This window comes from Bacillus sp. GS3m_15504 (assembly GCF_055825275.1).
Window position 1 is genome coordinate 697,238 of the sequence record NZ_JBVVNL010000001.1, and the last position, 12,505, is coordinate 709,742.

Here is a 12,505-nt window from a genome sequence, read left to right on the forward strand (position 1 = left end):
TAATGGGCAGTAACACCCCCACCTCAAAATTCAGCGAAAGCAAAGAAGTTAGGTGGGGGATGAAGAAAACCCCCACTGATTAAAGTTTCACTTTATTTTCCAGTCACATAATCGTAAACGATATCCTCAATTGCCTCGTATACATCAATTTTAGTATTGGAATGAATAATCGTTTGAATATGTTTAATAAGTATTTCCTGATCCTCATTTGAAATAGGATTACATTGGTATTGTTGAAAACTTTTTATAATCATTTTCTCAATTAATTTTTCATTCATGTTTTCCCCGCCTGTATGTACATATGTATTGTTTTATTGTACTTGAAGTGGAATAAAAAAACTACCATGCACTATTTGTGTATAAAAATTCGGTTGTGCATATTGTTTTTCTAGTAAAATTAAGTTTTTTAAGTTTATAAAATTTATAAATATTTAATTGACTCTATAAATATACAATATTATAATCATACTTAATTTAAAGAATCAATATGAGGAGGAGCATATGAAAGTCGCGATTATTGGAGCAACTGGGTATGGAGGTATTGAGTTAATTCGGTTATTAGAGCAACATCCATATTTTTCGATAGCATCTCTCCATTCTTTTTCACAAGTTGGCGAGTGTATAACAAATGTATATCCGCATTTTCAAAATGTTCTTGTTCATACGTTACAAGAAATTGATGTGGAGGAAATAGGGAAGGAAGCAGAAATTGTATTTTTAGCAACCCCAGCAGGAGTATCAGCAGAGTTAACTCCAAAATTATTAGCAGTAGGTTTAAAAGTAATTGATTTATCTGGAGACTTTCGTATGAAAGATCCTTTCATATATGAACAGTGGTATAAAAGGACAGCTGCAAAAGAAGGAGTTCTTAGGGAAGCTGTATATGGGTTAAGTGAATGGAAAAGGTCCGAAATTCAAAAGGCAAATTTAATTGCAAACCCGGGATGTTTTGCTACAGCTGCATTATTAGCGATATTACCGTTAGTTCGTAGCGGCATAATTGAAGAAGATTCAATTATTATTGATGCGAAATCAGGAGTATCTGGAGCAGGTAAAACGCCAACAACGATGACTCACTTTCCTGAGTTATACGACAACTTGCGTATTTATAAAGTAAATGAGCATCAACACATTCCTGAGATTGAGCAAATGCTCGCGGAGTGGAATAGAGAAACGAAGCCAATCACGTTTAGTACACATTTAATACCGATATCACGTGGGATTATGGTTACACTGTATGCGAAAGTAAAGCGAGAAATGGAAATAGAACAACTTCAACAATTATATGAAGAAGCGTATGAACAATCGGCTTTTATTCGAATTCGCATGCAAGGAGAGTTTCCAAGTCCGAAAGAAGTGAGAGGCTCAAATTATTGTGATATGGGGATAGCTTACGATGAAAGAACAGGAAGAGTGACAATTGTTTCTGTTATAGACAATATGATGAAAGGTGCGGCTGGTCAAGCGATTCAAAATGCAAATATAGTAGCGGGACTAGAAGAAACGACAGGTTTACAACATATGCCGCTTTATCTATAAGGGGGGACATGATGATTAAAGTAGCGTCTATTACAAAAGTAGAAGATGGTTCGATTGTAACGCCAAAAGGTTTCTCGGCCATTGGCACTGCAATTGGTCTGAAAAAGGGGAAAAAGGATTTAGGGGCAATCGTTTGTGATGTACCGGCATCATGTGCTGCTGTTTATACAACAAATCAAATACAAGCAGCCCCGTTGCAAGTGACGAAGGATAGTATAACGACTGAGGGGAAACTACAAGCTATTATCGTTAATAGTGGAAATGCAAATGCTTGTACAGGAATGAAAGGGTTGCAAGATGCTTACGAGATGCGTGCATTAGGGGCGGAACATTTTGGATTGAAAGAAAAGTATGTTGCAGTAGCTTCAACAGGTGTAATTGGTGTTCCGCTGCCGATGGATATAATCCGAAAGGGAATTGTAACTCTTATACCGGCGAAGGAAGAAAATGGAGCTCATTCTTTTTCTGAAGCAATTTTAACGACGGATCTTATAACGAAAGAAACTTGCTATGAAATGATTATTGATGGGAAGAAAGTGATGATTGCTGGTGTTGCGAAAGGTTCAGGGATGATTCATCCAAATATGGCAACGATGCTAAGTTTTATTACGACAGACGCTCGTATAGAGCATGACGTATTGCAAACAGCATTATCACAAATAACGAATCATACATTTAATCAAATTACAGTAGATGGAGATACTTCTACGAATGATATGGTCATCGCTATGGCAAGTGGATTATCAGAAACGAAACCAATCGATATGGAACATGCAGATTGGGAAACTTTCGTATTTGCTTTACAGAAGGTATGTGAAGATTTAGCCAAAAAAATTGCACAAGATGGTGAAGGTGCTACGAAGTTAATAGAAGTAAATGTGCTAGGAGTTCAAACAAATGAAGAGGCAAAGAAAATCGCAAAGCAAATAGTCGGTTCAAGTCTTGTGAAAACAGCAATACATGGTGAAGACCCAAATTGGGGGCGAATTATTAGCAGTATTGGACAAAGTGAAGTAGCAATTAATCCGAATACAATTGACATTACTCTTCAATCTATATCGGTATTAAAAAATAGTGAGCCTCAAACATTTTCTGAAGAAGAAATGAAAGAGAGATTACAAGAAGATGAAATAGTCATTAATGTGTATTTACATTTAGGTAAAGAGACAGGATCAGCTTGGGGCTGTGACTTAAGCTATGAATATGTGAAAATAAACGCTTGTTATCGTACATAAGGAGAGGGAAGATGAACGATTATATTGTAGTGAAATGCGGCGGTAGTATGTTAGAGCAATTAAATGACGTGTTTTTTGATTGTATAAAGAAATTGCAACAGCAGTATAAAGTAGTGATCGTTCATGGTGGCGGCCCAGAAATTGATGCTAAATTAAAAGATTGTAACATCAACGTAGAAAAAAGAGATGGATTACGGGTAACACCAAAAGAAGTTATGGATGTTGTTCAAATGGTGCTATGTGGAAGTACGAATAAAAAATTCGTAATGAATTTACAAAAGCATAATTTACTTGCGGTAGGTTGTTCAGGGTGTGACGGCAAATTACTTCAAGTTCAACCTGTCAGCGAGGAGATTGGATATGTGGGAGAAGTAAGTTATGTAGAAACAGCCCTACTAAAAGGATTAATAAATATGAATTATATTCCTGTTATTGCTCCAATCGGGATCCATGATAATGAGATTTATAACATAAATGCGGATACCGCCGCAGCTGGGATTGCGGCCGCACTATCCGCAAAAGAACTCATTTTGATTACGGATGTAGATGGGATATTACATGAAGGGAAACTGGTAAAGAAAACAGATGAGTCTGAAATTGCAACTCTTATAGAAAAAGGAGTTATTACAGGCGGGATGATTCCGAAAGTACAGGCAGCACTAGCGTCATTAAAAATGGGAGTGCAAAAGATAAGTATCGTAAATGGTACAAAAGATTTTACTGAAGATACAGGAGAATGTATTGGAACGACGGTAACGAGGGGAGTGAGTATCGTATGATAAGTCATCTTTTTCAAACGTATGGGAGAAGAACTGTTGAGTTTGTAAAGGGGAATGGAACGAAAGTCATTGATAACAACGGTAAACAATATTTAGATTTCACATCAGGGATTGGTGTATGTAATTTAGGGCATTGCCATCCTACTGTTATGAAAGCGGTACAAGAGCAACTTAATGATATATGGCATATATCTAATTTGTTTACAAATAGCTTACAAGAAGAAGTCGCGTCATTATTAACAGAAAATATAGCATTAGATTATGTGTTCTTCTGTAATAGCGGGGCAGAGGCGAATGAAGCAGCTTTGAAGCTAGCCCGTAAGCATACTGGAAAATCTCTCGTCGTAACGTGTGAGCAGTCTTTTCACGGTAGAACATTCGGAACGATGAGTGCGACGGGACAAAATAAAGTGAAAGAAGGGTTTGGTCCGCTCCTTCCGTCTTTTTTACATACTCCATTTAACGATATAAAGGCGCTCAAGGAAGTAATGAATGAAGAAGTTGCGGCAGTAATGGTAGAAGTTGTTCAAGGAGAGGGAGGAGTCATACCTGCTGATCTATCCTTTTTGAAAGAGATTGAAACATTATGTAAGAAGTTTGGTTCCTTATTTATTATAGACGAAGTACAAACAGGGATCGGAAGAACAGGTACATTATTTGCTTACGAACAAATGGGAATAGATCCTCATATCGTTACTACCGCTAAGGCGCTTGGAAATGGGATTCCTGTCGGAGCAATGATTGGCCGGAAAGAACTCGGAACGTCGTTCACTGCAGGATCGCACGGTTCAACGTTTGGCGGAAATTATGTTGCAATGGCTGCAGCGGAAGCAGTATTGCAAGTAAGTAAAAGACCATCGTTTTTAAAAGAAGTACAAGAAAAGGGCGAGTACGTATTACAGAAGTTGCAAGAGGAATTACAACATGTCGAATGTATTCAAAATATACGTGGAAAGGGGCTTATGATTGGGATTGAGTGTAAGCATGAAGTTGCAAGTTTTATAGAACAACTAGAGAAAGAAGGGCTTCTCGTATTACAAGCAGGACCTAATGTGATAAGACTATTACCACCACTTATTGTGACGAATGAAGAGTTAGAACAGGCAGTATATATGATAAAAAAAGTAGTTTGTACAAAAAACGTATCAATTATATAAGGGGGAAATTTCATGTCAACTGTACAAGTACCGAAATTAAATACGAAAGATCTTTTAACATTAGAAGAACTGACGCAAGAAGAAATCATTTCTTTAATTGAGTTCGCTATCTATTTAAAAAAGAATAAGCAAGAGCCTTTATTACAAGGCAAAATATTAGGGCTTATCTTTGATAAACATTCAACTCGTACTCGCGTATCTTTTGAAGCAGGAATGGTACAGCTCGGAGGACATGGTATGTTTTTAAGTGGGAAAGAGATGCAGATTGGAAGAGGGGAGAGTGTTTCAGATACTGCGAAAGTATTATCTCATTATATTGACGGGATCATGATACGTACATTTTCACATGCCGATGTAGAAGAGTTTGCAAAAGAATCGAGCATACCTGTAATTAACGGTTTAACGGACGATCATCATCCTTGTCAAGCATTAGCAGACTTAATGACGATATATGAAGAAAAAAATACATTTGAAGGAATAAAATTGGCTTACGTAGGTGACGGAAATAATGTATGTCATTCATTGTTGTTAGCAAGTGCAAAAGTTGGAATGCATATGACTGTTGCAACGCCTGTAGGGTATGAACCGAATGAGGAAATTGTAAAAAAAGCATTAGCGATTGCTGAAGAAACAGGAGCGAAAATTGAAATTTTGCATAACCCTGAACTAGCGGTGAGTGAAGCAGATTTCATTTATGCTGACGTTTGGATGAGCATGGGGCAAGAGGGTGAAGAAGAGAAATATACTTTATTTCAACCATACCAAATCAATAACGAACTTGTTAAGCATGCGAAACAAACATATCGTTTCTTACACTGTTTACCTGCCCATCGTGAAGAGGAAGTGACAGGAGAAATTATAGACGGACCACAGTCTATCGTTTTTGAGCAAGCTGGTAATCGATTGCATGCGCAAAAAGCGTTATTAGTAAGTTTGTTTAAAAATGTAGAAGAGCTTTCCTAAATGGTGTGCACCTCCAGTTGTTACGTACAAATAACAATTGGAGGTGCGCTTTTTTACATTGAAATGTCATATGTATATTTAGTTAACCATTTCGATATCATCTATAATAAAAGAGAAAATGAAATTTGTTTTTCGGAGTGGGTAAGGGCATACTAGGTATAAAAATATAGTTAAAGAGATGATGAGAGTGAAAACAACTAAGAAAACATATTCGTTTTTTCAGCGGATGTGGAGAATGTTAAAGTTTCAATATTATAAGTTACTTCGATCGCCAGAAGGAGCAAAGAAAGTATCGTTAGGTTTTGCAATTGGTTTTGGTTTAGAAATGTTGGTTATATATACGGCATCGCTCGTATATGTAATATTTTATCCAATCGTCAGGTTAGTAAAGGGATCTTTTCCTGCTGCGGTTATTGGCAATATTATTGGAAAAATATCGTTTCTCCCAGTAGTTTTATTTCCACTTGCGTATGCGCTTGGGAAAATGATTTATCCATTTCATGTACAAAAAATATATCATGAACCATTTACGATATCAGACTTGTTTTCAAGTCACATTTTTACGATATTAAAGAGCTTATTACAGAGTGAAGTGTATGTATTAATTGGAATGACGATTTTCGGAGTTGTGTTTGGTGTAGTTTCATATTTTGTTGTGCATTATTTATATGAAAAGAACCGTAAGTTACGCCTGAAGAATAGAAAGAAACGAGTGAGAGAACCACTCGTGCAAATATAAAGAGTGTCACACTCATTTTCTCCTTTGAATATGTTTAAGAAAAAGGGGGAGAGAATGAATGTATTATTATTACGTACCGCAAGTATATCCATATGTAAATTATTATCCGGTTTATGATACGAGTAGGCAATATGAATTATATCGACAACAACAAGTACCGCAACTACTGCAAATACCATCACAACAACCTACGCAAGATCAAAAACCATATTTAACGACATGGCCATATTCAAATGTATATTATGGTAATTATTACGAATCATAAAGCTGCTTCTATTTAGAAGCAGCTTTATGCGTTTGTTTTCAAAATTAAATTTTGAATGGTTTGAAGAGAGTGAATGAGTTTTTCACGTTCTTCCTCAGATAACGTTTGGAAATTTTCTTTTAATTTGTCTAAAATGAATTGTTGATACTGATTTACTAACAATTTCCCTTCAGCTGTTAGGGAAATTAAAATGACCCGTCGATCTTTTTCGCTATAATGACGCTCTATTAGTTCTTCTTGAATCAGTTTGTTTAATAGAGGTGTCATGTTAGGCCGTGAAATCGCTAGCCGCTTGCCGATTTCGGAAACTGCTAATGTGCCATTTTCATGCAGAAGCAGTAATACTTGTGTATGTGATGGCGGCATATGTCTTTGAGAAGAAAATTCTCCAGGAAGCATAAATTTGCGATAAAAAAGAGGCACTAGCGAAAGAAGATGATCAACAATACGTTCCCACTCGCGTGATTCCATATAAAGGCCCCCTTCCACTCTCATTGTAACAAAAAAGACATGTTATAAAAATAGAATTGTTTCATAGGAATTTTAATATTTGTAGGCCAACACTTTTTTTGTAAATGAATCGGCAATAATCGTATAGCCTTTATCATTTGGGTGTACTTGGTCAAAGAGTAATTCTTTTTTATCATTCGATATTAATTTACGAATTGGCAAAACGATAGATGGTTGATTTGCTTTTGAAATGGAATAAACGGATTCATTCCAGCCATCTAAAAACATATCTGCATAACTTGCGATGGAGTCATCGAGTTGTAACGGGTTATAGAGTTCAGAAAGAATGAGTAAAGCATCCGGATTTTGATCTCGGACTGTCTTTACAATATTTTTTACATCCGCTTCAAAATGAGCTTTTTCCTTATTTAACATTTTAATACCGTCTATAACACCGACATCACGATTTAAGCGAAATAAATTATTTCCTCCAATATTAATTGTAATGATATTTGCTGCTCTAATTTTTTGTTTTACATCTTCTGATTGAACTTTTTTAGCGAGACGATCTGTTGTAAGACCGTTTATTCCAAGGTTTTCTACAGTAATTGGTTTATGAATTTGTGCTTCTATTTGTGTAGAGGCTAATTCAGCAAATCCACCTTGTGTCGATCCATATCCTTTGGCGAGCGAATCACCTAGTACGAGATGATAAAAGGAATCGTTTGTTTGCTTATCAATCCAACTGGGAGTAGATGTTTTTTCTATTTTTTCTGCGGGTTCATTTTGTTTTGTCTCATCGTTCTTTTCAAAATAAGAATAAGAAATGATTAGAAGGAGGAGACAAACAATTGTTAAGATGACTTTTTTCATAAATTCATCCTCCTTGTAATTGGTAATTGTATCATATTCAGCAGTATTAACAATGTAAGGGCATATTATATGTTTATGAAAAGTTTACAATAACTTTACAGAAAATTTGTAGAAGTATGTCAAAAAATATTGACGATATGAAAGGACATTATATATGATAATGTCAGATAAGGTAAAATTCTACATAGTGGGAGCTTTATCTCCCGTTAATTGCTAGTCTTCATCAATTGATCGTTTAAGGGGACTACCCGTTAGCGTAGGGTGAAATGAAAATCGTGTATCTAATAGAAGAAAAAAGGTATGTGGTTAGAGACTGATAGAAATTCATTTCATTATTCTTTGGTAATTGTATAAGGGGGATTTTTTGTGAAAAAGTCAAAAAAAATGCTGGCTGGAGCAACTCTTGCTATTGGTGTAATGGCGCCGCAAGTATTGCCAGCAACAGCTCATGCGGATGAGAAAACTGGGGAGAGTACAGTTAACTTACGAATTCTAGAAACATCAGATATTCACGTTAACTTAATGAATTACGATTATTACCAAACGAAAACAGATAATAAAGTAGGTCTTGTGCAAACTGCAACACTTGTTAATAAAGCTCGTGAAGAAGCGAAGAACTCTGTCCTATTTGATGATGGGGATGCATTACAAGGGACACCGCTTGGAGATTATGTAGCGAATAAAATAAATGATCCGAAGAAGCCTGTGGATCCTAGTTATACACATCCATTATATCGTTTAATGAATTTAATGAAGTATGACGTCATCTCTCTTGGGAATCATGAATTTAACTACGGTTTAGATTATTTAAACAAAGTGATTAGTAAAACAGAGTTCCCGGTTATTAACTCAAACGTCTATAAAGATGATAAAGATAATAATGAAGAGAACGACCAAAATTACTTTAAACCATATCATGTTTTTGAAAAAGAAGTAGAAGATGAATCAGGGCAAAAACAAAAAGTGAAAATTGGCGTAATGGGATTTGTTCCACCTCAAGTTATGAACTGGGATAAAGCAAATTTAGAAGGAAAAGTGAAAGCAAAAGATATAGTTGAAACAGCAAAGAAAATGGTGCCAAAAATGAAAGCAGAAGGTGCAGATGTTATCGTTGCACTAGCGCATTCCGGTGTTGATAAGAGTGGATACAACGTCGGTATGGAAAACGCGTCGTATTATTTAACAGAGGTTCCTGGTGTAGATGCAGTATTAATGGGACATTCACATACTGAAGTGAAGGATGTATTTAATGGTGTTCCAGTTGTAATGCCTGGTGTCTTTGGAAGTAACTTAGGTATTATTGATATGCAATTGAAAAAAGTAAATGGAAAATGGGAAGTACAAAAAGAGCAATCGAAGCCGCAACTTCGTCCGATTGCTGATAGTAAAGGAAACCCACTCGTACAATCTGATCAAAATTTAGTTAATGAAATTAAAGATGATCATCAAGCGACAATTGATTATGTGAATACAGCTGTAGGAAAAACGACAGCGCCAATTAATAGTTATTTCTCATTAGTACAAGATGATCCTTCTGTACAACTTGTGACAAATGCACAGAAATGGTATGTAGAAAAGTTATTTGCTGAAAATGGACAGTATAGTAAATATAAAGGAATTCCAGTTTTATCTGCAGGTGCACCATTTAAAGCAGGTGGCCGAAACGGTGCTACATATTATACGGATATTCCAGCTGGAACGTTAGCGATTAAAAACGTTGCAGATTTATATGTATATCCAAATACGTTATATGCTGTAAAAGTAAATGGGGCACAAGTAAAAGAATGGCTTGAAATGTCTGCAGGTCAGTTTAATCAAATTGATCCAAAGAAAACAGAAGAACAGCCATTAGTAAATATCGGATACCCTACATATAACTTTGATATTTTAGATGGCTTAAAATACGAAATTGATGTAACACAACCAGCGAAATACGATAAAGATGGAAAAGTTGTAAATGCTAATACGAATCGTATTATAAATATGACATATGAAGGTAAGCCAGTAGCTGACAATCAAGAGTTTATCGTCGCTACAAATAACTATCGTGGAAGTAGCCAAACGTTCCCAGGTGTAAGTAAAGGGGAAGTTGTATACCAATCACAAGATGAAACACGTCAAATCATTGTGAAGTATATGCAAGAAACACCAGTTATTGATCCGGCAGCAGATAAAAATTGGGCATTTAAACCGATTGTTGCAGATAAATTAAATACAACATTTGATTCTTCACCGAATGCACAAAAGTATATAAAGAAAGATGGAAACATATCATATGTTGGACCATCTGAAAATGAATTCGCTAAATATGCAATTGATATAACGAAGAAGAACGATGATGATAAGGAAACTGGTGGAGAGAACCCGACAACACCGCCAACCGGTGAAGGAGATAATGGAGAGAACCCGACAACACCGCCAACTGGTGAAGGAAATAATGGAGAGAACCCGACGACACCACCAACCGGTGAAGGAAACAATGGAGGAAATCCAACCACACCATCAACAGATGAAGGGAATAATGCTGGATCTGGACAAACTACAACGGATAATCAAAACTCAAAAGAAACAACAACTGTAAGTGAGAACAAAGAAGAACGTGATTTACCGAAAACAGGTACAAGTGTTGCGTCTACAATTGGAGTAGGTTTGGCGTTTATCGGAGCTGGATTCCTTCTGTTATTTAGAAGAAAGAAAGCAAATAGATAATCGAGAAATATAAAAAGGATTACCTTAATCGGTAATCCTTTTTCGTATATTATGAAATTGTTACTGCCTTTTCTTTCTTCCATGAAAGGCCAAATCCAGTGAAACCAACAATAATTGTTACGATTGGACAAGCTAAGCAGAAGATTGCGAATGGAACGTAATCAAATGTCGGAACACCAAGGACGTTCGATAAGAATACACCACTTACTCCCCACGGTACGAGGGGGTTAATAACTGTACCTGCGTCTTCTAATACACGTGATAAATTACGACGTTCTAAACCGACTTCATCGTATTTATTAGCAAATGCTTGTCCTGTTAAGACGATAGATAAGTACTGCTCACCAAGTAAGAAGTTTACACCGATTGCAGTTGAGGCAGTAGAGATGATTAAGCGTGTGCTAGTTTTTACGAAGCTAGAGATGATATTCATTAGCTGCGTGATAATACCCATCCCTTGTAATAATCCTCCCATACAAAGAGCTAGGAAAATAAGAGCGATTGACATCATCATACTTTGCAGGCCACCGCGAGATAATAAGCTATCAATATCTTTGATACCAGTTTTAGAAACGTAACCGTCTTGCATAATTTTCATTAAATCAGTTAAAGAAGTACTAGGTTTAAATATAAAGAGGATAATGATCCCTACTATAATTCCAGCAAGTAATGTTGGAACTGCGGGTACCTTCTTAAATGCGAATAGGAACAGTAATAAAATTGGAATAAGTGTAAAGATAGAAATCGTTGCATTTTTCTCTAATGTGCTAATGAAGTTTGTGAAGTCAACATCTCCACTAGTACCGCTTCCTAAAATGAAAAATGCGATAAAAGCAATAATGAAAGCTGGAACTGTTGTCCAAAGCATGTTGCGAATGTGCTCAAATAAATCTACACCTGTTACAGCTGGCGCTAAGTTTGTTGTATCAGATAAAGGAGACATTTTATCTCCAAAGAATGCACCAGAAATAATTGCACCAGCGATTAGAGCTGGATCGTATCCGAGAGCACTACCCATACCCATAAAGGCAAGTCCTACAGTAGCAGCAGTTGTAAAGGCACTACCGATACTTGTTCCAACAATTGCACAAACAACAAAAACAGTTGGAATGAAAATTTTAGGAGATACAAGCTGGAAGCCGTATACCATTAAAGTTGGAATTGTTCCAGCGGCGATCCAAACACTAATTAATACGCCTACAAGTAAGAAAATAAAAATAGACGGAATACCAGCTGAAATACTACTTATCATTCCTTTTTCCATAGTAGACCAATCAATTTTTTTCATAAATCCAAATGCTAATAAAAGAACGATACCAAATAAAATCGGGATGTGTGGTGAAACTTCTAATTTGATAACACTAAAGCCAATACAGAAAAAGATAAAAATTGTTAAAAGAACAGATTCAATTTTTGAAACCATTGTTTTCCCCTCCTAAGTAATCTAAAATAGCTCTTTTTTATATAAAATTCGCCAATATTGTTTATTTCCTTCTAAATTTTAGAATTTTGTGACAAATTACCGGTAATTGTCCATATCTCAATATGATGCGGAAATGATTGGATAAAAAAACGTCCCTGCATATAATTATGCAGGGACGAAGAAATCGCGGTACCACCCTAGCTTGTGAAATGAATGTATCACAAAATAAAGGGTCGTATGATATGCGTTAATAAAATAAAAACGCCCCTGCAATATATGCAGGGACGAAAATTTCGCGGTACCACCCTAAATTGTGAAACAGTTTCGTTTCACCACTCTTTAGACATAACGGTCTATAACCGTCTTTCACTAC

Annotated in this window: 12 protein-coding genes and 1 other annotated feature (1 of these 13 only partly in view); of the genes, 8 read left to right on the forward strand and 4 right to left on the reverse strand. The window is 36.0% G+C overall.

Annotated features, from left to right (window positions below; translation table 11 throughout):
• Positions 1 to 92: 92 nt before the first annotated feature.
• Entirely contained in the window at positions 93 to 278 is a 186-nt protein-coding gene (locus AC0L0O_RS03880) for a YqzH family protein (RefSeq protein ID WP_001003205.1), read from the reverse strand.
• A 223-nt stretch (positions 279 to 501) separates the two neighbouring features.
• On the opposite strand from AC0L0O_RS03880, the gene argC reads away from it, so the two are divergent.
• The 7 genes from argC (at position 502) to AC0L0O_RS03915 (ending at position 6,677) form a co-directional block, all read left to right on the forward strand.
• Positions 502 to 1,539, forward strand: coding sequence for an N-acetyl-gamma-glutamyl-phosphate reductase (gene argC / locus AC0L0O_RS03885; RefSeq protein ID WP_000861230.1), 1,038 nt, complete (start codon positions 502 to 504; stop codon positions 1,537 to 1,539).
• A gap of 11 nt (positions 1,540 to 1,550) precedes the next feature.
• On the forward strand, positions 1,551 to 2,774 hold the full coding sequence (gene argJ, locus AC0L0O_RS03890) for a bifunctional glutamate N-acetyltransferase/amino-acid acetyltransferase ArgJ (RefSeq protein WP_000598413.1): 1,224 nt from the start codon (positions 1,551 to 1,553) through the stop codon (positions 2,772 to 2,774).
• Between the two features lie 11 nt (positions 2,775 to 2,785).
• The gene (gene argB, locus AC0L0O_RS03895) at positions 2,786 to 3,553 is read left to right on the forward strand and encodes an acetylglutamate kinase (RefSeq protein WP_001000909.1); all 768 of its coding nucleotides are present in this window, start codon (positions 2,786 to 2,788) and stop codon (positions 3,551 to 3,553) included.
• A complete protein-coding gene (gene argD / locus AC0L0O_RS03900; protein ID WP_000623330.1) occupies positions 3,550 to 4,710 on the forward strand; it encodes an acetylornithine transaminase in 1,161 nt (386 codons plus the stop codon). Before argB ends, argD begins: the two co-directional genes overlap by 4 nt.
• Before the next feature lie 12 nt (positions 4,711 to 4,722).
• A complete protein-coding gene (argF, locus tag AC0L0O_RS03905) occupies positions 4,723 to 5,673 on the forward strand; it encodes an ornithine carbamoyltransferase (RefSeq protein WP_000108881.1) in 951 nt (316 codons plus the stop codon).
• Between the two features lie 178 nt (positions 5,674 to 5,851).
• Positions 5,852 to 6,412, forward strand: a complete 561-nt coding sequence (locus AC0L0O_RS03910; protein WP_002037066.1) for a DUF2062 domain-containing protein — start codon at positions 5,852 to 5,854, stop codon at positions 6,410 to 6,412.
• A 58-nt stretch (positions 6,413 to 6,470) separates the two neighbouring features.
• Positions 6,471 to 6,677: a hypothetical protein gene (locus AC0L0O_RS03915; RefSeq protein ID WP_000291958.1), complete on the forward strand. Its 207-nt coding sequence runs from the start codon at positions 6,471 to 6,473 to the stop codon at positions 6,675 to 6,677.
• 24 nt (positions 6,678 to 6,701) lie between these two features.
• Here the strand turns inward: AC0L0O_RS03915 and AC0L0O_RS03920 are convergent, their stop codons facing one another.
• Together AC0L0O_RS03920 and AC0L0O_RS03925 are read right to left on the reverse strand one after the other, a co-directional pair.
• Positions 6,702 to 7,148, reverse strand: coding sequence for a MarR family winged helix-turn-helix transcriptional regulator (locus AC0L0O_RS03920; protein ID WP_000445817.1), 447 nt, complete (start codon positions 7,146 to 7,148; stop codon positions 6,702 to 6,704).
• A 72-nt stretch (positions 7,149 to 7,220) separates the two neighbouring features.
• A complete protein-coding gene (locus tag AC0L0O_RS03925; RefSeq protein ID WP_000755833.1) occupies positions 7,221 to 8,000 on the reverse strand; it encodes a GDSL-type esterase/lipase family protein in 780 nt (259 codons plus the stop codon).
• A gap of 366 nt (positions 8,001 to 8,366) precedes the next feature.
• Here AC0L0O_RS03925 and cpdB point away from each other — a divergent pair, with 366 nt between their 5' ends.
• Positions 8,367 to 10,709: a bifunctional 2',3'-cyclic-nucleotide 2'-phosphodiesterase/3'-nucleotidase gene (gene cpdB, locus AC0L0O_RS03930; RefSeq protein WP_473785649.1), complete on the forward strand. Its 2,343-nt coding sequence runs from the start codon at positions 8,367 to 8,369 to the stop codon at positions 10,707 to 10,709.
• A gap of 49 nt (positions 10,710 to 10,758) precedes the next feature.
• Here cpdB and nhaC read toward each other — a convergent pair whose 3' ends face one another.
• Positions 10,759 to 12,132 carry a Na+/H+ antiporter NhaC gene (gene nhaC, locus AC0L0O_RS03935; RefSeq protein ID WP_000253720.1) on the reverse strand — a complete coding sequence of 458 codons (1,374 nt, stop codon included), beginning with the start codon at positions 12,130 to 12,132 and terminating at the stop codon, positions 10,759 to 10,761.
• 277 nt (positions 12,133 to 12,409) lie between these two features.
• Positions 12,410 to 12,505, reverse strand: a binding site (T-box leader); it runs 125 nt beyond the window's last position.

What these genes read in the sequence shown, in the direction of transcription:
- AC0L0O_RS03880 (WP_001003205.1), bottom strand. Translation starts at nt 278, where the DNA reads ATGAATGAAAAATTAATTGAGAAAATGATTATAAAAAGTTTTCAACAA.
- argC (WP_000861230.1), top strand. Translation starts at nt 502, where the DNA reads ATGAAAGTCGCGATTATTGGAGCAACTGGGTATGGAGGTATTGAGTTA.
- argJ (WP_000598413.1), top strand. Translation starts at nt 1,551, where the DNA reads ATGATTAAAGTAGCGTCTATTACAAAAGTAGAAGATGGTTCGATTGTA.
- argB (WP_001000909.1), top strand. Translation starts at nt 2,786, where the DNA reads ATGAACGATTATATTGTAGTGAAATGCGGCGGTAGTATGTTAGAGCAA.
- argD (WP_000623330.1), top strand. Translation starts at nt 3,550, where the DNA reads ATGATAAGTCATCTTTTTCAAACGTATGGGAGAAGAACTGTTGAGTTT.
- argF (WP_000108881.1), top strand. Translation starts at nt 4,723, where the DNA reads ATGTCAACTGTACAAGTACCGAAATTAAATACGAAAGATCTTTTAACA.
- AC0L0O_RS03910 (WP_002037066.1), top strand. Translation starts at nt 5,852, where the DNA reads ATGATGAGAGTGAAAACAACTAAGAAAACATATTCGTTTTTTCAGCGG.
- AC0L0O_RS03915 (WP_000291958.1), top strand. Translation starts at nt 6,471, where the DNA reads ATGTATTATTATTACGTACCGCAAGTATATCCATATGTAAATTATTAT.
- AC0L0O_RS03920 (WP_000445817.1), bottom strand. Translation starts at nt 7,148, where the DNA reads ATGGAATCACGCGAGTGGGAACGTATTGTTGATCATCTTCTTTCGCTA.
- AC0L0O_RS03925 (WP_000755833.1), bottom strand. Translation starts at nt 8,000, where the DNA reads ATGAAAAAAGTCATCTTAACAATTGTTTGTCTCCTCCTTCTAATCATT.
- nhaC (WP_000253720.1), bottom strand. Translation starts at nt 12,132, where the DNA reads ATGGTTTCAAAAATTGAATCTGTTCTTTTAACAATTTTTATCTTTTTC.